General features: G+C 52.6%; 19 protein-coding genes, 1 tRNA gene and 1 riboswitch. Of the genes, 4 read left to right on the top strand and 16 right to left on the bottom strand.

Annotated features, from left to right (window positions below):
- Nucleotides 1-60: 60 nt before the first annotated feature.
- Nucleotides 61-2,070 carry an OPT family oligopeptide transporter gene (locus HMPREF2596_RS01015; RefSeq protein WP_070848972.1) on the bottom strand — a complete coding sequence of 670 codons (2,010 nt, stop codon included), beginning with the start codon at nucleotides 2,068-2,070 and terminating at the stop codon, nucleotides 61-63.
- A 248-nt stretch (nucleotides 2,071-2,318) separates the two neighbouring features.
- Here HMPREF2596_RS01015 and HMPREF2596_RS01010 point away from each other — a divergent pair, with 248 nt between their 5' ends.
- On the top strand, nucleotides 2,319-3,323 hold the full coding sequence (locus HMPREF2596_RS01010; protein ID WP_049349287.1) for a quinone-dependent dihydroorotate dehydrogenase: 1,005 nt from the start codon (nucleotides 2,319-2,321) through the stop codon (nucleotides 3,321-3,323).
- Between the two features lie 56 nt (nucleotides 3,324-3,379).
- On the opposite strand, the gene rnhB is transcribed toward HMPREF2596_RS01010, so the two are convergent.
- A complete protein-coding gene (gene rnhB / locus HMPREF2596_RS01005) occupies nucleotides 3,380-3,973 on the bottom strand; it encodes a ribonuclease HII (RefSeq protein WP_070849131.1) in 594 nt (197 codons plus the stop codon).
- A 154-nt stretch (nucleotides 3,974-4,127) separates the two neighbouring features.
- Between rnhB and HMPREF2596_RS01000 the strand changes: the two genes are divergently transcribed.
- Nucleotides 4,128-5,273, top strand: a complete 1,146-nt coding sequence (locus tag HMPREF2596_RS01000; RefSeq protein ID WP_070848971.1) for an FUSC family protein — start codon at nucleotides 4,128-4,130, stop codon at nucleotides 5,271-5,273.
- 158 nt (nucleotides 5,274-5,431) lie between these two features.
- Here HMPREF2596_RS01000 and HMPREF2596_RS00995 read toward each other — a convergent pair.
- A tRNA-Met gene (locus HMPREF2596_RS00995) sits at nucleotides 5,432-5,508 on the bottom strand.
- Between the two features lie 109 nt (nucleotides 5,509-5,617).
- Nucleotides 5,618-5,717, top strand: a riboswitch (TPP riboswitch).
- A 93-nt stretch (nucleotides 5,718-5,810) separates the two neighbouring features.
- On the opposite strand from HMPREF2596_RS00995, the gene thiC reads away from it, so the two are divergent.
- Nucleotides 5,811-7,700, top strand: coding sequence for a phosphomethylpyrimidine synthase ThiC (thiC, locus tag HMPREF2596_RS00990; RefSeq protein WP_070848969.1), 1,890 nt, complete (start codon nucleotides 5,811-5,813; stop codon nucleotides 7,698-7,700).
- Nucleotides 7,701-7,790: 90 nt separating this feature from the next.
- Here thiC and murJ read toward each other — a convergent pair whose 3' ends face one another.
- The 13 genes from murJ to frr all read right to left on the bottom strand — a co-directional run bounded on the left by murJ (nucleotide 7,791) and on the right by frr (nucleotide 21,912).
- Entirely contained in the window at nucleotides 7,791-9,329 is a 1,539-nt protein-coding gene (murJ, locus tag HMPREF2596_RS00985; protein ID WP_070848968.1) for a murein biosynthesis integral membrane protein MurJ, read from the bottom strand.
- 9 nt (nucleotides 9,330-9,338) lie between these two features.
- Nucleotides 9,339-10,514, bottom strand: a complete 1,176-nt coding sequence (gene lpxB / locus HMPREF2596_RS00980) for a lipid-A-disaccharide synthase (protein ID WP_070849128.1) — start codon at nucleotides 10,512-10,514, stop codon at nucleotides 9,339-9,341.
- Between the two features lie 158 nt (nucleotides 10,515-10,672).
- Entirely contained in the window at nucleotides 10,673-11,449 is a 777-nt protein-coding gene (gene lpxA, locus HMPREF2596_RS00975; protein ID WP_070822635.1) for an acyl-ACP--UDP-N-acetylglucosamine O-acyltransferase, read from the bottom strand.
- Nucleotides 11,450-11,524: 75 nt separating this feature from the next.
- Nucleotides 11,525-11,974, bottom strand: a complete 450-nt coding sequence (gene fabZ, locus HMPREF2596_RS00970) for a 3-hydroxyacyl-ACP dehydratase FabZ (protein WP_003681704.1) — start codon at nucleotides 11,972-11,974, stop codon at nucleotides 11,525-11,527.
- A gap of 73 nt (nucleotides 11,975-12,047) precedes the next feature.
- Complete coding sequence (gene lpxD / locus HMPREF2596_RS00965; protein ID WP_070848966.1) at nucleotides 12,048-13,088, bottom strand: UDP-3-O-(3-hydroxymyristoyl)glucosamine N-acyltransferase; 1,041 nt, start codon at nucleotides 13,086-13,088, stop codon at nucleotides 12,048-12,050.
- Nucleotides 13,089-13,189: 101 nt separating this feature from the next.
- Entirely contained in the window at nucleotides 13,190-13,699 is a 510-nt protein-coding gene (locus tag HMPREF2596_RS00960) for an OmpH/Skp family outer membrane protein (protein WP_070848964.1), read from the bottom strand.
- Between the two features lie 111 nt (nucleotides 13,700-13,810).
- The gene (gene bamA, locus HMPREF2596_RS00955) at nucleotides 13,811-16,192 is read right to left on the bottom strand and encodes an outer membrane protein assembly factor BamA (RefSeq protein ID WP_070848962.1); all 2,382 of its coding nucleotides are present in this window, start codon (nucleotides 16,190-16,192) and stop codon (nucleotides 13,811-13,813) included.
- A gap of 3 nt (nucleotides 16,193-16,195) precedes the next feature.
- Nucleotides 16,196-17,536, bottom strand: a complete 1,341-nt coding sequence (rseP, locus tag HMPREF2596_RS00950; protein WP_070848960.1) for an RIP metalloprotease RseP — start codon at nucleotides 17,534-17,536, stop codon at nucleotides 16,196-16,198.
- Nucleotides 17,537-17,667: 131 nt separating this feature from the next.
- Nucleotides 17,668-18,849: a 1-deoxy-D-xylulose-5-phosphate reductoisomerase gene (ispC, locus tag HMPREF2596_RS00945; protein WP_070849125.1), complete on the bottom strand. Its 1,182-nt coding sequence runs from the start codon at nucleotides 18,847-18,849 to the stop codon at nucleotides 17,668-17,670.
- Between the two features lie 117 nt (nucleotides 18,850-18,966).
- On the bottom strand, nucleotides 18,967-19,716 hold the full coding sequence (locus HMPREF2596_RS00940; RefSeq protein ID WP_070848959.1) for an SIMPL domain-containing protein: 750 nt from the start codon (nucleotides 19,714-19,716) through the stop codon (nucleotides 18,967-18,969).
- Between the two features lie 34 nt (nucleotides 19,717-19,750).
- Nucleotides 19,751-20,545: a phosphatidate cytidylyltransferase gene (locus HMPREF2596_RS00935; RefSeq protein WP_070848957.1), complete on the bottom strand. Its 795-nt coding sequence runs from the start codon at nucleotides 20,543-20,545 to the stop codon at nucleotides 19,751-19,753.
- 5 nt (nucleotides 20,546-20,550) lie between these two features.
- Entirely contained in the window at nucleotides 20,551-21,297 is a 747-nt protein-coding gene (locus HMPREF2596_RS00930) for an isoprenyl transferase (protein ID WP_070848955.1), read from the bottom strand.
- 57 nt (nucleotides 21,298-21,354) lie between these two features.
- Nucleotides 21,355-21,912, bottom strand: coding sequence for a ribosome recycling factor (gene frr, locus HMPREF2596_RS00925; RefSeq protein WP_063068560.1), 558 nt, complete (start codon nucleotides 21,910-21,912; stop codon nucleotides 21,355-21,357).
- Nucleotides 21,913-22,447: 535 nt separating this feature from the next.
- On the opposite strand from frr, the gene HMPREF2596_RS00920 reads away from it, so the two are divergent.
- A complete protein-coding gene (locus HMPREF2596_RS00920; protein ID WP_234398657.1) occupies nucleotides 22,448-23,053 on the top strand; it encodes a hypothetical protein in 606 nt (201 codons plus the stop codon).
- Nucleotides 23,054-23,186: the final 133 nt, after the last annotated feature.

Raw genomic sequence — 23,186 nt, 5'->3', positions numbered from 1 at the left:
AAAGGCCGTCTGAAACCCCATTTTTTTGGGTTTCAGACGGCCTTTTCTCAACCTACAAACTTAACGTCCTGCTTTCAACACGCGGCGTGCAAACACGAACATACCGAAGACAAAAAACGCCAAGCCCAGCCATTTGGCGGCCGTATCCCAGTTTTCCAAGTTCAGGGCCAAAGGCGCATCCGAACCGCCGTTGGTAACGGAGAAGGCGATGATAAACGCCATAATCACACCGATCAGGCTCTCGCCGACAATCAAACCGGCGGAGAACAGCGTACCGATACGTTCCGCATTTTTCAGACGGCCTTCACGGTTTTCCTGACGGCGGGCGATGACGGATTTCAACACCGCCGCCAATACCGCTCCGATTACAATCGGCATATTCACAGACGGCGGCAGGTAAATGCCCATGCCCACGGCCAATACCGGCAAAGCGCGCTTGCCGCCGGAAGATTTGCGCAATGTGAAATCGACCGCAATCAACGCCACACCGATGCCCACGCCGGTGAAAATATAATCCCATTGCAGATTGTGCGAGAAAATACCTTGGGCGATGGTGGTCATCAAAGTTGCCTGAGGCGCGGCAAGGGCTTGGGCAGCATCCATGCCTTCACGCGGCATCGCGCCGGTAAAGCCGTAGGCTTCATACAAAAGCTCCAACACAGGCGAAATCACCAATGCGCCGACAACGCAGCCGACAATCAACGCAACCTGCTGTTTCCAAGGCGTTGCCTTTACCAGATAACCCGTTTTCAAATCCTGCAGGTTGTCATTGGAAATCGAAGCCACACAAATTACAGACGCGCCGCAAAACAGCGTCAACGCCAGCAGGAATTTGCGGTTTGCCTCGTCCGCCATCAAGCCGCCGGATTCGCCGACCAGCAGTAACACCAGCGAAATAATGACGATAGAGACGATGCCCACACCCGAAATCGGGCTGGAAGATGAACCGACCAACCCAGCCATATAACCGCAAGCCGCGGCCACCAAAAAGCCGATAATCGAAGCCAGCAGCGTACATACGACCACCAACAGCCAAGCCAAACCGCCGGAAATATGCGAGTCGCCGATAAAGTGGAAGAAGGACACGCCCAACACCAGCATCATCGCCAACACCCAGGCAATCATCGCCTTAGGCGACAAATCCTGTTCCGTGCGCTCGGCCATCTGCGCGCCGCCGAAATTGCGGAAAGACAGGCGCATGCCCTCGACCATCGGTTTCATCAAAGTCAACAGCGTCCAAATAGCCGCGATACCGATCGTACCCGCGCCGATAAAACGGACTTTTTCCTTCCACAAAGACATCGCAAAAGGAATCATCTCCATATCGGCAGGTTGCGGAATATGCGCCGACAGATAAGGCACGGCCACGCCCCAGGCAATCGAAATACCCAGCAAAATCGCGATACCGCCGGTCAGGCCGACCAAATAGCCCGCGCCCAGCAAAGCCAGCGAAAAGCCCATCGGCACTTGAAACACCGCCGCGCCGCCTTTAAACCAAAAGCTCGCGCTGTCTGCCACCACGCGCAAACCGCTTGCGCAGAAGCTCATCAAACCGGCCAGAGCGCCGCCCGACATCAACTCCTTGATACCGCTGCCACCTTCCTGTTTGTCCGCATCATGGTCGCCGACCTTCAAAATCTCGGCCGCCGCCACGCCTTCCGGATAAGGCAAATCGCTCTTCACCACCATCGCATAACGCAAAGGCACAGTGAAAATCACGCCCAAAATACCGCCGGACATACACAGCAGCGTAGTCTGCCAAAACGGAAAGCCCGCCCAATAACCGGCCATCAGCAAACCCGGCAGAATAAAAATAATACTGGAGAGCGTACCCGCGGCCGAAGCCTGAGTCTGCACCATATTATTTTCCAGAATATTGCTGCCTTTAAAAAACTTCAAAACCGCCATCGAAATTACCGCAGCCGGAATCGAAGACGCAAAAGTCAAGCCCACCTTCAAGCCCAAATACACATTGGATGCCGTAAAAATCACCGTAATCAACGCGCCGAGAATTATCCCCCGCAATGTCAGCTCACGGAAACTCGCATAAGGATCAACCGCCTGTTTCATAAAAATATTCCTGTATCAGGTAAACAATCAAATCAAAACTTTTCAGACGGCCTTTTGATACATCCATCAGGCCGTCTGAAAAACCTCTCTTTTGCCATTTTAATAAACTATCCGAATACACGCAAAAGCCCTATTTATTTTCATTTGCCGCCAAACCATAAAATCATATCGATGCAGACGTTTGGGGCAGTTTGACGGTTTCAGGTAAAATAACGCCAAATTCATCAACCGTTCAGAAAGTCGCCGCCATGTATTCACTCGTCCGCCCCATCCTGTTCCGTTTCGATGCTGAAAAGGCCCATCATTTCACGCTCAACAGTTTGCGTACCGCCGAAAAACTCGGCCTGCTGCCCAAGGTGGACAGCCACACCCGGCCAACCGAGCTGATGGGTTTGCAGCTGCCCAATCCGGTCGGCTTGGCGGCAGGTTTGGACAAAAACGGCGAGTGTATCGATGCGTTTGCCGCACTGGGCTTCGGCTTTGTCGAAATCGGCACGGTAACGCCCAAGCCGCAGCCGGGTAATCCGCAGCCGCGCCTTTTCCGCGTTCCCGAACACCAAGGCATCATCAACCGCATGGGTTTCAATAACCACGGCATCGATGCGATGATCCGCAACATTGAAAACAGCCGCTTTAAAGGCATTTTGGGCATCAACATCGGTAAAAATGCCGTTACGCCGATTGAAAACGCGGCCGACGATTATCTGATTTGCCTGGAAAAAGCCTACGCCCACGCGAGTTACATCACGGTCAATATTTCCTCCCCCAATACGAAAAACCTGCGCGCCTTGCAGGGCGGCGACGAATTGAGCGCATTGTTGGAAGCCTTGAAAAACAAACAGGCGCAACTGGCGGCCGCGCATGGTAAATATGTACCGCTGGCGGTTAAAATCGCGCCGGATTTGGACGAGGCGCAAATCGACGACATCGCCCATGTGGTCAAATCCGTAGAAATGGACGGCATCATCGCCACCAACACGACCATCGACAAATCAAGCTTGGGCAGCCATCCGCTCGCAGGCGAACAAGGCGGCTTGAGTGGCTTGCCCGTACGCGAGAAAAGCAATCAGGTGTTGAAACTTTTGGCGGAACGCATTGACGGCAAGCTGCCGATTATCGGCGTCGGCGGCATCATGAACGGCGCGGACGCGGCAGAAAAAATCCGCTTGGGTGCCAGTGCGGTTCAGGTGTACAGCGGTTTGATTTATCGCGGCCCTGAGTTGATTAAAGAGTGTTTGGCTGCGTTGAAATAATACTTTTCCAAAAACAAGGCCGTCTGAAATCTTTCAGACGGCCTTTTGATGTGCTTTCATTCTTCAAACAGATTGCCTTGTGCCAATAAGGTTTTGACCGGTGCGAAATCGCGGCGGTGTTCCGGCAAGACGCCGTATTGTTTTAAGGCGGCCAAATGTTGCGCCGTGCCGTAGCCTTTGTGGCGGTCAAACCCGTATTGCGGATAGCGTTTCGCCAATTCATACATTTCCGCATCACGTGCGGTTTTGGCCAAAACCGAAGCGGCGGAGATTTCGATGATTTTGCTGTCGCCTTTGACCACGGCTTCGGCAGGAACATTCAAATCTTTCGGCACGCGGTTGCCGTCTATCCACACTTTGTCGGGCGCGACCGACAGCCCCTCGATGGCGCGCTTCATCGCAGCCATGGTTGCGTGCAAGATGTTCAGTCTCAAGATTTCGTCGGGGTCGGCAAAGGCAATACTCCACGCGACCGCCTGTTCCTTAATCATCTGCGCCAACATATCGCGCTTTTTTTCGCTCAGTTTTTTTGAGTCGGTCAAACCCGGCAGGTCAAAATGTTCCGGCAAAATCACTGCCGCCGCAAATACGCTGCCGACCAAAGGGCCGCGTCCCGCCTCATCCACGCCTGCGCTTAAAACCGTCGCCATTTCTTCACCGCCTGTCTGATTCAAAGCCGCCATTATATCCGCTTGCAGCAGAGAAATTCTGCAATAGGACAAGCTGTTGGAGAGCAGTTCAAATTTCATCTGCTTTACCAATCAGTTATAATTTACATCCCCACATACCCATACGTCTTACAACATGCCTGCCCAATCCGAACGCCTCCATTTTTCCGAACGCTGGCTCAACGCCTACGAACGCTACCGCTATCGCCGCCATATCCACGCCTTCCGCCTCGGCTTGGCAATCGTGTTTTCCACCCTGTTGGCCAAAGTCTTCCACCTGCAACACGGCGAGTGGATCGGCATGACCGTCTTTGTCGTCCTCGGCATGCTGCAATTCCAAGGCGCGATTTACTCCAAAGCGGTCGAACGCATGCTCGGCACAGCCATCGGTTTGGGCGTCGGTTTGGCCGTTTTATGGTTGAACCAGCTTTATTTGCAAGACGGCGTTTTCTTCTATCTGATTATCGGCGCTGCCAGCGCAGTGGCCGGTTGGTCTGCGGTCGGCAAAAACGGCTATGTTGCCATGCTTGCCGGTTTGACCATGTGCATGCTCATCGGCGACAGCAGCCACCATTGGCTCGACAGCGGCCTGATGCGCGCCATGAACGTTTTGATTGGTGCCGCCATCGCCATTGCCGCCGCCAAACTCCTGCCCCTGCGCTCCACGCTCATGTGGCGCTTCATGCTTGCCGACAACCTCACCGACTGCGCCAAAATGATTGCCGAAATCAGCAACGGCAAACGCATGACGCGCGAGCGTTTGGAACAAAACATGATTAAAATGCGCCAAATCAACGCCCGCATGGTCAAAAGCCGCAGCCATCTGGCCGCCACATCCGGCGAAAGCCATATCAGCAACAATATGATGGAAGCCATGCAGCATGCCCACCGCAAAATCGTCAACACTACCGAGCTGCTCCTGACCACCGCCGCCAAACTGCGCGCGCCCACGCTCAACGAAAGCGAAATCCGCCTGCTCGACCGCCATTTCAACCAGCTCCAACGCGAACTGCGCCTGACCGTCCGCCTCATCAAAGGCCACTACGCCCGCCGCATCCGCATCGATACTTCGCTCAATGCCGAACTAAGCAAACCGGCCGCCCGCCTGCATTACGACTGGCAAGGCTTCCTCTGGCTCAGCACCAATATGCGTAACGAAATCGCCGCATTGGTGATCCTGTTGCAACGTTCGCGAAATAAATGGTTGGACAAAAAAGAATTGCAGCGCCTGAAAGAACACCTACGCAACGACAACAAGCCCAAATCGGAAGAGGCCGTCTGAAAAAAGTCTGTCGCATTTTTACCCAAACCCCGCCGCAAGACAGCAAAAGGCCGTCTGAAACCCAATGGTTCAGACGGCCTTTCCATCAATTCATCCGCAATTCGCAATAAATGCCGCATAAAGTAAAATCCCCTGCGACTGCAGGGGATCTTTATATTTGGTTGCGGGAGCAGGATTCGAACCTACGACCTTCGGGTTATGAGCCCGACGAGCTACCATGCTGCTCCATCCCGCGTCAGAAGTTGTAACTATACAGAAAGGCGGAATTGCTGTCAAGCGTTTTTGACAGAAAATATCCAAACGTTGCTTTACAAAAAACCGGCCGCATGGTTTAATTTTCGTTAATAAAGAAACAGGGGTGCTGCTTTCAAACCGAGCGGCTGAGAAATACCCTTTACACCCGAACAGGATAATACCTGCGTGGGGAGTTTCGGCAAATGTGATTTTAAACGGTCGATTGAAGATATCCGCAAGGCCGTCTGAAAAAAAGCAATGCTCCTGTTTCCATTTCATAACCGAGAAACAGGAGCAATTTTTATGACTACCGCTAAAAAAACCGGCGATGAGGCGAGCCGTCTTTCCGACTTGAGCGAAGACATCGGCATCCGCTTCCAATATCCCAACTCCGACCGCGTCTATATCCCAGGCAGCCGCGCCGACATCCGCGTGCCTTTGCGCGAAATCCGTCAGGACGACACCTACACGGCGCAAGGTACGGAAGCCAATCCGCCGATTCCGGTGTATGACACCAGCGGCGCATATGGCGATCCGGCGGCGCACATCGATCTGAAACAGGGTTTGCCGCACGTCCGCACTGCATGGCTGGATGAACGCGGCGACACCGAAATCCTGCCCAAGCTTTCCAGCGAATACGGCACCGAACGCGCACACGATCCGAAAACCGCTCATCTGCGTTTCAACCAAATCACCCGCCCGCGCCACGCCAAAAGCGGCAGCAACGTAACCCAGCTTCACTATGCGCGCCGCGGCATCATCACGCCGGAGATGGAGTTTGCCGCCATACGTGAACGCATGAAGCTGGACGAGCTTTTCAGACGGCCTGAATACGCCAAGCTCTTGAAACAACACGCAGGGCAAAGTTTCGGCGCGAATATCCCAACCCATCCCGACCAAATCACGCCCGAATTTGTGCGCCAAGAAATCGCCACCGGACGCGCGATTATCCCTGCCAACATCAACCATCCCGAACTCGAACCGATGATTATCGGCCGCAACTTCCGCGTCAAAATCAACGGCAACTTGGGCAACTCCGCCGTCACTTCCAGCCTGACCGAAGAAGTCGAAAAAATGGTGTGGTCGCTGCGTTGGGGCGCAGACACGATTATGGATTTGTCCACAGGCGCGCACATCCACGAAACGCGCGAATGGATTATCCGCAACGCGCCCGTCCCCATCGGCACCGTGCCCATCTATCAGGCTTTGGAAAAAACCGGCGGCATCGCCGAAGATTTGACTTGGGATTTGGTGCGCGACACCTTAATCGAGCAGGCAGAACAAGGCGTGGACTATTTCACCCTGCACGCAGGCGTATTGCTGCGCTATGTGCCGATGACGGCCAACCGCCTCACCGGCATCGTATCGCGCGGCGGCTCCATCATGGCGAAATGGTGTCTTGCCCACCATCAGGAAAACTTCCTCTACACACATTTCGACGAAATCTGCGAAATCATGAAAGCCTACGACGTATCGTTCAGCCTCGGCGACGGCCTGCGCCCCGGCTGCATTGCCGATGCCAACGACGAATCCCAATTCGCCGAATTGCACACCTTGGGCGAATTGACCGCCAAAGCGTGGGAACACGACGTCCAAGTCATGATCGAAGGCCCCGGCCATGTGCCGTTGCAACGCGTCAAAGAAAACATGACCGAAGAGTTGCAACACTGCTTTGAAGCGCCTTTCTACACCCTCGGCCCGCTCGTTACCGACATCGCCCCCGGCTACGACCACATCACCTCGGGCATAGGCGCGACCAACATCGGCTGGTACGGCACAGCCATGCTCTGCTACGTGACCCCGAAAGAGCATCTCGGCCTGCCCGACAAAGAAGACGTGCGCACCGGCATCATCACCTACAAACTCGCCGCCCACGCCGCCGACCTCGCCAAAGGCTGGCCGGGCGCGCAGTTGCGCGACAACGCCCTGAGTAAGGCGCGTTTCGAGTTCCGTTGGCGCGACCAATTCCGCTTAAGCCTCGACCCCGAACGCGCCGAGAGCTTCCACGACGAAACTCTGCCCGCCGAAGGCGCGAAAATCGCCCACTTCTGCTCGATGTGCGGTCCCAAATTCTGCTCGATGAAAATCACGCAGGAAGTGCGCGACTACGCTGACAAGCAAAAAGCGAAGCAGCAAGGCATGGAAGAAAAAGCGATTGAGTTCGTCAAAAGAGGGGCGAAGCTTTACAGTTAAAACGTAAAACAAGAAAAGGCCGTCTGAAAATGTTTCAGACGGCCTTTTTAGCAAATAGCCTTTAAGCCAAGCTATACGCACTACGGCTGCTTATTTTTCCACCCTGCGGAAATGGTGCGGACGGAAGCCGAGCGCGGCGAGGGAAACGAAGTAGAGGCCGCCGCCCAAGGCAATCAGAATGCAGAGTTGGCCTGCTTTTTTAAAGCCGCCGACGTGCACCCATTCAAACGGCAGATAATATTGCGCCAGCCACAAACCGCCGCCCATGACGACCAAAGAGATGGCCATTTTAACCAAAAACGCTGCCCAACCTTTGCCGGGGCGGTAGATGCCGTGTTTGCGCAAAAGGAAAAACAGCAAACCTGCATTCAGACACGCTCCCAAACCGATAGCGAGGGACAGGCCGACGTGTTTGAGCGGAGAAATGAAGGCAAGGTTCATCAACTGCGTGCAAATCAGCGTGAAAATAGCGACTTTAACGGGGGTTTTGATGTTTTGGCGGGCATAGAAACCGGGTGCTAACACTTTAATCATAATCAGGCCGATCAAGCCGAAGGAATAGGCAATCAGTGCGTGTTGGGTCATTTGCGCATCGTGCAGCGTAAATTCGCGGTACATGAACAAGGTCGTAACCAGAGGGAAAGACAACACGGCAAGGCCGACGGCGGCAGGCAAGGTCAGCAGCATACACAGGCGCAAACCCCAGTCGAGCAGGCCGGAAAACTGCTCGGTATCCTGACTGGCTGCGTGTTTGGACAAGGTAGGCAACAAAATCGTACCGAGTGCCACGCCCAAAACGCCGGTCGGCAATTCCATCAGTCGGTCGGCGTAATACATCCATGACACGCTGCCGGACTGCAAAAACGAGGCAAAAATGGTGTTGATAACCAAGGAAATCTGCGCCACGCTCACGCCCAAAATAGCCGGCCCCATCTGTTTCATCACACGGTTGACCGCTGCGTCTTTAAAGCTGAGTTTGGGCATTTTCAAGAAGCCCAGTTTCGCCAACCAAGGCAGTTGGAACACCAGCTGCAACACGCCGCCGACAAACACCGCCCACGCCAACGCCATAACAGGCGGATCGAAATACGGTATGAAAAACAGGGAAAAGACGATAAAGGAGATGTTTAAAAATGTCGGCGTAAAGGCGGGAATGCCGAATTTATGATAGGAATTGAGTATCGAACCGACAAAAGAGGATAGTGAAATCAATAAAATATAAGGAAACGTTACCCGCAGCAGGTCGATAGAGAGCTGAAACTTATCGGCGTCTTTGGCAAAACCGGGCGCGGAAACATAAATCACCCACGGCGCAGCAAGTATGCCCAGCGCGGTAACGATGACCAACACAAACGATAACATACCGGCCACATGACGCACAAACGCCTGCGTGGCTTCGGGCGAGCGGGTTTCTTTGTATTCCGCCAAAATCGGTACGAAGGCTTGGGCAAACGCACCCTCTGCGAACACGCGCCGCAACAGGTTGGGCAGTTTGAACGCGACAAAAAACGCATCCGTCGCCATGCCTGCACCAAACGCACGGGCAATAATCGTATCGCGCACAAAGCCCAAAATGCGCGACACCATTGTCAGGCTGCCAACCTTGGCCAAGGCTCCCAATAAATTCATGTGTTTTCCTTAATTGTCTTTCAGGCCGTCTGAAAATCCGGCTTCTTCCAATACTGCCGCCGCCGCCAATGCCGCCGTATCTTTTTTCAACAGCAGATGCAAGGCGTGGAAATCCTGTTCCAACGCGGCCACGGCTTCAGGGCGGTCATACCAGTCTGCCACGGCCTGCGCCAGTTTGTCAGGGACGGCATCGTGTTGCAGCAGCTCGGGAACGGCGGCTTTACCCAACAGAATATTAGGCAAACCGACATGCGGCACTTTGATTTTGTTTTTCACATACGCATAAGTCAGCGGCGAAATCTTGTAGCTGATGACCATAGGCCGTTTGCACAAGGCCACTTCCAAAGTCGCCGTACCGCTGGTGACCAATACCACGTCGGCAGCGGTGCAAACCGTATCCGACTGCTTGTCGGTCAGCGTAATGGGAAGGGCAGCGAACTCAGGCTGCGCCAAAATTTCGGTAATGCGTTTGCGCGTTGCGGCCGTCGCCACAGGCAGCAAAAACTGTGCCTGCGGATAACGTTTCAGCAGCAATAAGGCCGTCTGAAAAAACACCGCCGCCATGTAATCGATTTCGCTCACGCGGCTGCCGGGCAATATCGCAAACACGGGCACATCCGCAGGCACGCCCAGCTTCTGCCGCGCCGCCGCCCTATCCGCTTCCACGGGCATGGTTTGCGCCATCGGATGGCCGACAAATTCGGCCTTGCCGCCGGCATCAATATAAAGCCGGGGCTCCATCGGAAACAGGCACAACACGCGGTTGACCTGATGCACGATTTTATTGACCCGCTCGCGCCGCCACGCCCAAACCGACGGGCTGACGTAATGAATGGTATGAATGCCTGCCTGCTTGAGTTTTTCCGCCACGCCGAGATTAAAGTCCGGCGCATCGATGCCGATAAACACATCCGGCTTGAGGCGAATTAAATCGTTTACCAGCCCTTTGCGGATTTTCAAAATCTGCGGCAGGCGTTTGATGACCTCAACAAAACCGCGCACCGCCAGCTTTTCCTGATCGTACAAACTCTCGAAACCCTCCGCCTTCATGCGCTCGCCGCCGATGCCGGTAAATCGCGCATTCGGACAGCGCGCCTTAATGGCACGGATTAAGTGTGCGCCAAGCAAGTCGCCAGAAGCTTCGCCGACGCTGATGGCAATAAGGGGGGAAGGATTGGAATTCATGTGTTGAGGTTTAAAAGCTAAAAGATTTTGGGCAGACATTTGCCCACCCGTTTTCAGACGGCATCGGCGGCAAACGGACAGGAAACCTGCCCTACTGCGCGGATTTTTGCAATCCAAAGGCCGTCTGAAAAAGTTTCAGACGGCCTTCAATCCATCCATCAACGGATAATGCCCCGTGTGGATTGTGCAAAAAAGTCTTTAAATACCGCCAATTCGCTTTGGGTTTCGGCGCGTTTCAGAATCTCTGCCTTGGCTTCTTCAAACGGAATGCCGCGATGGTAAATGGTTTTATACGCATCTTTGACGGAGGCAATCTGTTCGGCAGTGAAACCGTTGCGGCGCATACCTTCGCTGTTGAGGCCGGCCGGTTCGGCGCGGTAGCCTGCGGCCATGAAGTACGGCGGTACGTCTTTGTGTACGCCTGCGGCAAACGCGGTCATGGCGTAGTCGCCGATTTGGCAGAATTGGAACACCAGCGTGTAGCCGCCCAAGACGACGTAGTCGCCGATGGTAACGTGGCCTGCGAGTGAGGCGTTATTGGCGAAGATAGTATGGTTGCCGACCACGCAGTCATGGGCGAGGTGGCAGTAGGCCATAATCCAGTTGTCGTCGCCGATACGGGTTTCGCCGATGCCGGTGACTGTGCCGAGGTTGAACGTCGTAAATTCGCGGATGGTGTTGCCGTTGCCGATAATCAGCTTGGTCGGCTCGTCGCGGTATTTTTTGTCCTGAGGAATTTCGCCGAGGCTGGCAAATTGGAAAATGCGGTTGTTTTCACCGATGGTCGTATGGCCGTTGATGACGGCATGCGGGCCGATTTCGGTATTCGCACCGATTTGCACATTGGGGCCGATGATGCTGTACGGGCCGACTTTGACGCTGGAGTCGAGTTCGGCTTTGGGGTCGATGACGGCGGTCGGATGGATAAGGGTCATGCTGTTTCCTTGCTGTCTGATACAGGTATTGCCTGCAAGATGCCGTCTGAAGCTTTCAGACGGCCTGTCCCATTCTTACACCACGCGTTTGGCGCACATAATCACGGCTTCAACGGCAACTTGGCCGTCAACTTTGGCAACGGCATTGAATTTGCCGATACCGCGTTTGTTGGTCAACAGCTCGACTTCAAAAACCAGTTGGTCGCCGGGGATGACTTGGCGTTTGAAACGGGCATCATCGATACCGGCGAAGAAGAAGAATTCGTTTTCTTTGCGGCCGCCTTCGCTGAGGATGGCGAGTGTGCCGCACGCTTGCGCCATGGCTTCGATAATCAGCACGCCGGGCATCACGGGCAGGTCGGGAAAGTGGCCTTGGAACTGCGGCTCGTTCATGGTCACGTTTTTAATCGCAGTCAGGGTTTTCATCGGTTCGAACGCGGTAATGCGGTCGAGTTGCAAAAACGGATAACGGTGTGGGATAAGTTTTTGAATGTCTTTGGCTTCGATCGGGAGTTGTACGTCCATGATGTTCGTCTTTCCTTGTTTGTATTGGGTTTAAACGTATTCTGATGCGGGGCGCGGACTGTTTGCGCCGCCTTTAGGCTTCGTCGCTGTCGGCAAGCTGTTTTTCCAGCGTTTTGAGGCGTTTGTTCATTTCGCTCAAACGGTGGATATAAACGGCATTGCGCGCCCAGTCTTTGTAGCCCGACATCGGGAAAATACCGGCCAAATGCTGGCCGCTTTCGGTAATGCTGTGAGTAACGGATGTGCCGCCGCCGATGGTGGTTTTATCGGCGATTTCGATGTGTCCGACCGTGCCGACGCCGCCGCCGATAATGCAATAATTGCCGATGGTGACGCTGCCGGAAATGCCGGTTTTGGCGGCGATAACGGTGTGCGAACCGATTTTGCAGTTGTGGCCGATTTGGACTTGGTTGTCGATTTTAGTACCGTTGCCGACGGTTGTGTCACTCATCGCGCCGCGGTCGATGTTGGTATTTGAACCGATTTCCACATCATCGCCCAGCGTGACTGCGCCGGTTTGCGGAATTTTAAACCATGAATCGCCGGCAAAGGCTAAGCCGAAACCGTCCGCGCCGATGACTGCGCCGCTGTGGATTTCGACACGGTTGCCCAAAGTGCAGCCGTAATAGATGACGGAGTTGGGATGCAGCACGACTTCATCGCCCAACGTGCAATCGTGTTGGACAACGGCATTGGCCAAAATACGGCAGCCTTCGCCCAATACGGCATTCGCGCCGATATAGGCATTCGCGCCGATTTCGCAGCTTGCCGGTACTTTGGCGCTTGCCTCGACAACGGCAGTCGGATGTACGCCGCCCTGAGCTTTGACAATCGGCGAAAACAATCGTGCCACTTTGGCAAAATAAAGATAAGGGTCGGCAGCCACAATCAGGTTGCGGCCTGCAAATTCGTCTGCGGCTTTCGGCGACACAATCACTGCGCCTGCCCGGCTGTCGTGTACTTCGGCTTTGTATTTCAGGTTGGCCAAAAAGCTGATGTGTTCCGCCTGCGCCTGATCCAACGGACGGACGGCGGCAATGGCGATGTCTTCGCCTTTCCATTCGCCGCCGAGTTGGGAAACAATTTGGGACAGGGTGTATGCTTGTGAAGTCATGATAATCTGCCGTCAAGATGTCAGGCCGTCTGAAAGCTGCCGGTTTGGGTTTCAGACGGCCTTAGGTTTGTCTGTATAGTTACATTCGCTGCCGAGCAGGGTCAGTGTGCGTTTAGGGCTTTGATAACGCTGTCGGTAATGTCGTAGCGGCCGTTGACGTAAATCACGTCCTGCAAGATGAAGTCGTAACCTTCGCGTTTGGCCAAATCGACGATGACGCGGTTGGCATTTTGCTGGAGCGCGGCGAATTCTTCATTGCGGCGCAGGTTGTAGTCTTCTGCCAACTCGGCCTGCTGCTTGCGGAATTTTTGTACCAGATTGCGCCATTTTTGGGTTTCCGCTTCCCTTTGGCTGTCGCTGAGCTTGTCGCTGCTCAGTTTTCGCTCCAAAGCCTCGCCTTCCTGCTGCAGCTTTTGCAAGGCGGTTTGACGGCTTTTGAACTCTTTTTCCAAAGTCGTCTGAATACTTTGCGCCTGCTTGGATTCCTGATAAACGCGCTCGGTATTGATAAAACCGATTTTCTGTACGCCATCCGCCGCCGCTTGCGGCAACAGCACGAAACCCGGCAGGGCTACGGCGAGGACACGGAGGGTGCCGGCTATTTTACTCATGATAAAAATCCTTGCTTGAAAACAAACGGGCGGTTTGCAATAAGCTTGCCGCCAATCTGCCATGAGGCCGTCTGAAACGGACAAACCCGGTTTCAGACGGCCTAAACATCATCAGAATGTCGTACCGAGTTGGAATTGGAAGCGTTGGATTTCGTCGCCTTCTTTTTTCTTAATCGGATAAGCATAACTGAACTTCATCGGACCCAGCGGAGAGAGCCAGGTCACGGCAGCACCGGCAGAGTAACGCAATTCGTTTTTGAATGTCGATTTGTGCGCACTTTCAAGGTAAACCGATTTGTTATTACCGCTCTCTGCCGCGGTATAGGTTTTGTCGTCCCACACGCTGCCTGCATCGGCAAACAAGCTCAGACGGACGGTACGCGAGTCTTTAATGCCCGGCATCGGGAAGAGCAACTCTGCGGAAACGTTGGCTTTTTTGTTACCGCCGTAGCTGATTTTCTCGCCGTATTCGTCATAGACTTTCGGGCCCAGCGTACCGCTTTCGAAGCCGCGGACGGAGCCTAAGCCGCCGCCGTAGAAGTTTTCAAAGAACGGCATGGTTTTGGTTTTGCCGTAGCCGTTGCCATAACCGACTTCGCCACCCAGCATCAGCGTGAAATCTTTGCTCAACGGGAAGAACCAAGTTTGGTTGTGGGTCAGGGTATAGTATTGCAGGTCGCTACCCGGCAGTGCGATTTCACCGTTTACGCCGGTCAGGTAACCGCGGGTCGGCCACAAGGCATTGTCGGTTTTGTTGCGGCCCCAGCCGATGGTGCCTTTGTACAACCAGCCTTTGAAGTTGCCCACGCCGTTGCCGTCGCCTTTGCCGTATTGGTTGATAAAGTCGGCATAGCGTTTAGGCGCGCCTTTGTAGGTATTCACAGTCAAGCGTTCCGCGGCCAGGCCGAAGTTCACACGGTCATATTCGGTAACCGGAATACCGATACGCAAACCGCCGCCGAAAGTCGTGGTTTTATATTGTTTCGCGCTGGAAGAAGCTTTACGCGGGTCGTAAGTCTTGCCGTAAATATCGTAACCCAAGCTTACGCCGTCCGGTGTGAAGTATGGGTCGGTAAACGACAACGAGCCGTTTACTGTGGTTTTACTGCGGGACGCGCGCAGGGCAACGGATTTACCCGTACCGAACAGGTTGTCCTGAGCCACGCCGGCAGACATTACCAAACCGGTATCCTGAACCCAACCTGCGCTCAAGTCGAGCGAGCCGGTCGAACGTTCGGTCAGGCTCATGTTCAGGTCAACTTGGTCGGGGGTATTGGCCACAGGAACGGCATCAAATTGAACGTTGTCGAAGTAGCCCAACAATTCAACGCGCTCTTTGGAACGTTGCAGTTTGGCAGAATCGTAAGGCGCCGATTCCATTTGGCGCAACTCGCGGCGGATGACTTCGTCACGGGTTTTGTTGTTGCCGGTAATGTTGATTTCGTTTACATAGATTTTGCGGCCCGGTTGGACGGTCAACACAAAATCAACGGTATGCGTTTCAGCATTGGGAATCGGTTGGACATTGATTTCGCTGAATGCGTAACCTGCCTGACCCATGCGGTTTTGGATGGCTTCGAGCGAATTGGACATTTGCGCGCGCTCGTACCATTTGCCCGGCTTCATGGTCAGCAGTTTTTCCAAATCTTCTTTCGGCACTTCCAGCGTATCGCCTTCGATGCGTACATTGCCCCAGCGGAAGCGGTCGCCTTCGCTGACGGTTACTTTAATGGTTTGCTTGGTTTTGTCTTCGTTGGTTTGAATGTCGGTATCCAAAATGCGGAAGTTGAAGTAGCCGTTGTTTTGGTAGTAATTGGTGATTTTTTCCATGTCCTGAGCAAATTTTTGCTCATTGAACTGGTTGCTCTTGGTCACCCAAGTCCACATGCCGCCTTCGCTCAGGGACATTTGTTTCAGCAGGCGGCGGTCGGAATAAACTTCGTTGCCTTCAAAGGAAATATCGGTAATCTTGGTAGATTTGCCCTCTTCGATGGCAATGTCGATAGACACGCGGTTGCGGGCGAGTTTGGTTACAGTCGGCGTGATTTTGACCGACTGTTTGCCGCGGCTCAAATACTCTTCTTTCAAACCGGCGACGGCTTGGTTCAGCGTTGCTTGGTTGAAGTATTGGGATTGCGCCAAACCAAAGGCTTCAAGGTTTTTCTTGATGGCATCGTTTTGCAGCATTTTCGCGCCGGTAATATTGAGCGAGCTGATGGTCGGACGCTCAATCACGGTCAGCAGGACTTGATTGTCCATGGTTTCGACGCGTACGTCGTCAAAGAAACCGGTTGCGTAGAGTTTTTTGATGATTTCTTCACTGCGCGCATCATTGAAATTATCACCGACTTTAACGGGCAGGTAGTTGAAGACGGTACTCGGCTCGGTGCGTTGCAGGCCTTCGACGCGGATGTCCTGAATGGTAAAGTCAGCCAATGCCAAGGGAGACAGGCTCAATACCATTAAAGCGGAAGCAATCTGGTTCAGTTTCATAAATTATCCAAACAAACGGTTGATGTCATTAAAGAAAGCCACAGCCATCATCAAAAGCATGGCTGCCAGTCCGAAGCGCAGGCCGACTGCCTGTATGCGCTCGCTCAAAGGCTTTCCGCGTATCCATTCGGCGATATAGAAAACCAAATGTCCGCCGTCTAAAACGGGTACGGGCAAAAGGTTCAACACGCCTAAGCTGATGCTGACCAAGGCCAGAAATTCGAGGTAGCTCTGCAATCCGAGTTTAGCGGACTGTCCGGCGACATCGGCAATGGTCAGGGGGCCGGAAATATGGTTCAAAGAGGCATTACCTGTAACCAGTTTTCCGAAAAATTTGAGGGTCGTCCACGAATAGTTGACGGTTTTGTTCCAACCCAATTCAAAGGCTTGGGCAACGGAAGGCGTATAACGGTAGCGGATGGTTTTATCCCACTCTTTATCCGCTTGGGCGGCAAGCCCTGCCCTACCCACCAGCACGCCTGCCGACTGCTCGACGCTGTCCGGCCGGATAGCGGTTGCCAGCACTTTGCCGTCGCGCTCGTAAGTCAGTTCGATTCGTTGGCCGGGGCTGGCGCGGAAGAGTTCCGTCCATGCCTGCCAGCTTTCGATGGGTTTCCCATCGGCGGTCAGCAGTTTGTCGTTTTCCTTCAAACCTGCTTTTTCGGCCGGACTGTCAGCCAAGACTTTGCCAATGCGGTTAGTAATTCTAAAAGGCAAAAGGCCGATGTTGCCTTGGTTTTTCGCAACTTTACCTGCTTCAGGCGTACCGGCGGCATCAATTATGCGGACGGCTTGGGCATTTGAGGCCGTCTGAACGGCGACTTTTACAGGACCGGCTTCAAGGTTCAACACCATCTCGGTTTGCGCATCGCTCCAGTCTTTTACGGCGATTCCGTTGACCGATACAATCTTGTCGCCTGCCTGAAAACCTGCTTTGGCGGCAATACTGCTAGGCTCGACCATGCCGACATAGGGGCGCAACTCGGTTACGCCGAAGGAAAAGCTCAAACCGTAAAGCAAAACGGCCAAAATCAAATTGGTCAAAGGGCCGGCGGCGACAATGGCGATGCGCTTGGCCGGATGCTGCTTGTCAAAGGCGTAGGGCAAATCTGCCTCTGCCACCTCGCCTTCGCGCGTATCGACCATTTTAACGTAACCGCCCAGCGGAATCGGGGCAAGACACCACTCGGTATCGCCGCGTTTTCGGGTGAAAAAGGGCTTACCGAAGCCGACAGAAAAGCGCACGACTTTAACGCCGCACCAGCGGGCAACAATATAGTGTCCGAACTCATGCAGGCTGACCAAAATCAGAATGGCGACGATAAAGGCTAAAAAGGTTTGCAAAAAAATCCCCTGGGTGGAATGTGATAATCAACGGATAAGGCCGTCTGAAAACCGATTATAAAGGCAGTTGTTCCATTTTGTCTGCCTAAATGCCAAGCGGTTGACGTTTCAGACGGCCTGTCATTGAAGCTTTATTGTTTGCCGATAAAGGCTTCTGCCTGCCTGCGTGTTTGCGCGTCTTGCGCCAGCAGACCTTCAATATCATGATGGCCGTCTGAAAAATCTTGGGCAAGGCAGTGGGCAACGACTTTGGCAATATCGGTAAACTTGATGCGTTTATCTAAGAAAGCGGCCACGGCCACTTCGTTGGCGGCGTTCAACACGCAAGGCGCGGCGCCGCCTGCATTCATGGCCTGATAGGCAAGTTTCAGACAGGGGAAACGGTCAAAGTCAGGCTTTTGGAAGGTCAACGCGGACAATGTACCGAAATCCAGTTCGCCCACGCCGGAATCGATGCGTTCGGGCAGGCCCAAACAATAAGCAATCGGCGTACGCATATCGGGATTACCCAGCTGCGCCAATACCGAACCATCGCGATAACGCACCATGCTGTGTATCACGGATTGCGGATGGATGACGACTTCCAGTTTTTCCGGCGGACAGTTAAACAGCCAATGCGCCTCAATCAACTCCAAGCCCTTATTCATCATTGACGCGGAATCGACAGAAATTTTGCGCCCCATGCTCCAATTCGGATGCTTGACCGCCTGCTCGGGCGTAATGCTGTCAAATGTACTTAAATCGGTGTTAAGGAACGGGCCACCCGATGCAGTCAGGATAATCGAATTGATGCCGTGCTCATTCAGACGGCCTGTGTAATCCCTTGGCAATACTTGGAAGATGGCGTTATGTTCGCTGTCAATCGGCAAGACGGCGGCGCCGTTTTGACGGGCGGTTTCCATGAACAATGCGCCGGAAACCACCAGCGTTTCTTTGTTGGCCAGATAAATGGTTTTGCCTTTTTGAGCGGCGGCCAAAGCCGAGGGCAAACCGGCCGCGCCGACAATGGCACACATCACGCCGCTGACTTCCTCGGCCGAAGCCACATTAATCAGGGCTTGAGCACCATATAAAACCTGCGTATCGATGCCTTCTTGTTTGAGTTTCTTTTCCAGCTCGGCCGCATGGCCGGCATCGCCGACAACGGCATATTCCGGGCGGAACTGTTTGCATTGTGCCGCCAGCTTGTCCACCTGCCTATGCCCTGCCAGCGCGAACACGCGGAATTTTTCGGGATGGCGGGAAACAACGTCCAAAGTGCTTTCGCCTATACTGCCGGTACTGCCTAATATGGTCAGAACTTGTTGTGTCATGGTGTGTTCTTTGTGTGCTGTGCAAACGGTATTCATTGTGTTTGAAATAGATTTCTTTGCCGTTTCCAATTTTCAGACGGCCTTTTGCCTCCCGGCTAAACAGGCCGTCTGAAAGAATTACTCAATGCCGTATTCGATGGTAACAACCAGTCGGACTTGTTTGCCGACGGTGCTTTTATCGTAAGAGCCGCCGTATTCGTCGTCCTCGTTGCTGCCGGTGTCGGCATAGATATTGAACGAGCCTTGCGAAGCAGAACGCATGGCGCCCACTTTGCCGCCGCCGGTTTTGGCAAATTCGGCCGCGCGTTTCTGCGCATCCTCAGTCGCCTGCGTAATCAAATCGCGTTTGATGGTTTCCAAATTGCCCAGCAAATATTGCGGATTGTCGAAGCGGATAAATTCGTTTTGCGCACGGAAATTCAAAATGGCGCGCTGGGCGGTTTGAATTTTGTCCAATTTTTTGGTGTTGACCACAATATTGAGGTCGCCATCGTAGCCGTTGGGCGTGCGGGTTACGTTGCCGAGTTCGTCACGGGTTTCATTGAAAACGCGCGATACTTCAGGCAGGCCTACTTTCATTTCAGCCGCCGCAAAGCCTTGCTCGCCTAAAAATTTAGACAGCTTCTTGCGTCTTGCCGTCAGCAAATCCAAAACTTCCTGATAGCTTTCGCCGTGCGCATTTACGCCTGTATTCCACGTCGCGCTGTCGGATTGGAAGTTTTTCTCCGCCAAACCTTTTACGGTAATCGTCCCCGGTTGACGCAGATTCTTAAACTGCACGCCCAAAATAAACGCCGCAGCCATCAATCCCAGTGCCAACAATACGCCCAAGATCGATAAAGATGAAATCTGTTTTTGTTCGGACATAATCAGCTCCCCTCAACAACGTGAGACAGGCGGTTTAAAACAAATATACAAAGGCGGCATAAATGCTGATAACGGCAATCAGGCTGTCCACACGGTCGAACACGCCGCCGTGCCCCGGCAGCAGATTGCTGCTGTCTTTGATACCGGCCGCACGTTTGAGCCAGCTTTCCAGCAAATCGCCGCACACGCTGACCACGGTCAGAATCAAGCCGATCAAAATCGTTTTGAACCAACCGGCTTCAAAAGCCAGCCAACCGGCTTTCCATACGATGGTCATGTACACGGCAACGCACAATGCGCCGCCGATCGCACCTTCCCAGCTTTTACCCGGACTGATAGTCGGCGCAATTTTACGCTTGCCAAACGACTTGCCGCAGAAATACGCGCCAATATCGGCCACCCACACCAAGCCCATAATCGCCAATAAAGACAGCGCGTCTTCAGGCTGAGGGCGCAAATAAACCAGTGCAAACCAAAACGGCATCACCAACAACCAACCAACCGTGTAAGCCTGCCAGCCGCCGTTTAGCTTCCATTTCGCTTTCAGCCACCAAGGCATGACAATCAGCCAAAACGCTAATACGACACACCAAACCAAATTGGGCAGCTGCCAACCGCCGGCATAGGCAATCACACCAAACACCAGCGTTGAAGCCAAATAATGATTGATTTTCAGCTTATCCAAGCCGCTCATGCGGGCATATTCCCACAAAACCAACATGGCAATCAGGCCGCAAAACGCCGCCCACAGCCACATAGGTGCATAAAACAGCATACCCAGCATCAGCGGCAAGAGCCACAGCACCGTTAAAATCCGTTGTCTCAACATAATTCTCAACCCCGTTGCTGCTCAACCGGCAGCTGCTCGGAAGTCCGCCCGAAGCGGCGCTCCCGTTTTTGGAACGAAGCAATCGCCTCGTTCAGCGATTTCTCATTAAAATCAGGCCACAGCGTATCCGTAAAATACAATTCCGCATACGCCATCTGCCACAGCAGGAAATTACTGATGCGCGTCTCGCCGCCGGTGCGGATAAACAAATCCGGCTCGGGTGCATCGCCCAACATCAAATAGCGCGACAACGCCTCTTCCGTAATCTCAGTTTCACCCTCGGCAATCAACTGATTTGCCGCCTGCAAAATATCCCAGCGGCCGCCATAATCGGCGGCAATGCTCAAAGTCAAGCCGGTATTGTTTGCCGTCAACGCTTCTGCCGCCTCGATCCCCTTCAGGATTTCAGCATTAAACCGCTCACGGCTGCCGATGACTCTCAAGCGCATATTGTTGTCGTGCAAACGGCGCACCTGCTTTTGCAAAGCCTGCAAAAACAGCCCCATCAGAAAAGAAACCTCTTCCTCGGGGCGTCGCCAGTTTTCAGTCGAAAAAGCAAACACGGTCAAATACTGCACACCCAGCTCAGCACAATGCTTCACCATGTTCTCCAGCGCATCCAAACCGCGCTTATGCCCCATCACACGGGGAAGAAAACGCTTCTTTGCCCAACGTCCGTTGCCGTCCATAATCACGGCAATATGTCGGGGGATGGCAGAGTGTTCCAAAATCGTCTGCGTACTGCTTTTCATGTCTGCCTTTCAGGGAACAAACCGTCCAAAGGCCGTCTGAACGGTTTGCACACAGGATTAAATCGCCATCAAATCTTCTTCTTTGGCAGCCAAGAGCTTGTCTGCCTCAGCAATGTATTTGTCGGTCAACTTCTGAACCGCTTCCTCGCCGCGGCGGGCTTCATCTTCAGAAATCTCTTTGTCTTTCAACAATTTTTTGATGTGGTCGTTTGCATCACGGCGCACATTGCGGATAGACACACGGCCCTCTTCCGCCTCACCGCGTACCACTTTGATCAAATCTTTACGGCGTTCCTCAGTCAGCATAGGCATAGGGACACGGATCAAATCGCCAACAGAAGCAGGGTTCAGGCCCAAATTAGAATCACGGATCGCTTTCTCGACTTTTGCAGCCATATTGCTTTCAAAAGGTTTCACACCAATCGTACGCGCATCCAAAAGCGTTACGTTTGCCACTTGGCTCACAGGCACCATGCTGCCCCAGTATTCCACTTCCACTTGGTCAAGCAGGCCGGTATGCGCACGGCCGGTACGCACCTTAGCCAAGTTTTCTTTCAATACTTCCAGAGAACGCTGCATTTTGCCTTCAGCTGTCTTTTGAATATCATTAATCATCTTATACTTTCAATTTCATAGGAATAAAACAGGATTAACCGAGAATAGTACCGTTAAACCGCCCTCACGACAAGGCTTTACGCCCCAACAGCCTTGTTTTCTAACCGATATTTAACATCAAACAAAATAAAGGCCGTCTGAAAATCTTTCAGACGGCCTTTATTGTTTCAAGCAACTACATCAACTCAGCCTTTTGGCTTGATTTATTTGCCGACTGACCCAAGCTGAAATCTCCCTATCATTTTCAATCGGCATCTAATCTTAATAACTCAAAAGCTAACAGCTTGTACTCTTGGGAATTAAAGTTAACTCTCCCTCAATATCTATCTACCATCACTATCGGAAACCTTCTCTCTAAAGTAATGAAGTTCGCAAGGTAGATCCAATATAATAACCTGTTTTCCTATGCAAATTTTCACATTGATTTGCAAAATTTGTATAAAAACTGTATTACGTTATAATTGGTTTTATTCGAATCCGTTATTTAATTCACCTGAAAACAAACAGATAAATGCAAATTAACTGGAGAATATCTATGAACAAACTACTCATTCTATGCTCAACATTAGCGCTTTCTGCCTGTGTTGTACCACATCCTTATACTTCAACCGAATATCAAAAATATAAACAAAGTGATTTGAAAGTACCAAACCAACCTTATCCTATACGTTTAGAGGGAGAGTTCGAGCGTAATGGTAAGCCTTTCCCTAAAGTAAATCCGGCTCTAACAAAAGCTGCCAAAATTGCACTAAACGGAACAAAGATTGTAACAGTAGACCCGCAAGCCCAAAACAGCCTGAAAATCCATGCCAACAATATCGCCGATATTGGTGGTGCAGTAGGTAACGGTATAAAAACAGGTCTGACTTTCGGATTAGCAGGCAGTACAGTTCAGGATTACTATCAATTCTACTGTAGCTACTCAGATGGCAAAAAAGAATTAAACCGTTCCGAATTTAATCACGCTATTGTGACTACTATTGGTTTAACCTCCACACCAAAAGAGCTGACTCCCCATAGCAATCTGGATCAGGCATTTATCTCTGTAACTAAAGATATTGTTGTTAATTGCTTAGGCGACTTGCAAAACAAAGGTTTCTTGTTACCTGAAGCGGCCAATACCAATGCCGGCAGCAACTGAAATTTCTGAAGATGTTGCCAAAGCTGCCATTATGAAACTGAATATGGCAACTCCAGGTCAATGTTCCAAAGCTCATCCCTAAAACAATCCTTACTTGATATAAAAAGGCCGTCTGAAAATCTTTCAGACGGCC

Source organism: Neisseria sp. HMSC078C12, assembly GCF_001838065.1.
In the GTDB taxonomy this organism is placed as follows: domain Bacteria; phylum Pseudomonadota; class Gammaproteobacteria; order Burkholderiales; family Neisseriaceae; genus Neisseria.
This window is presented reverse-complemented; position numbering and strand designations above follow the sequence as displayed.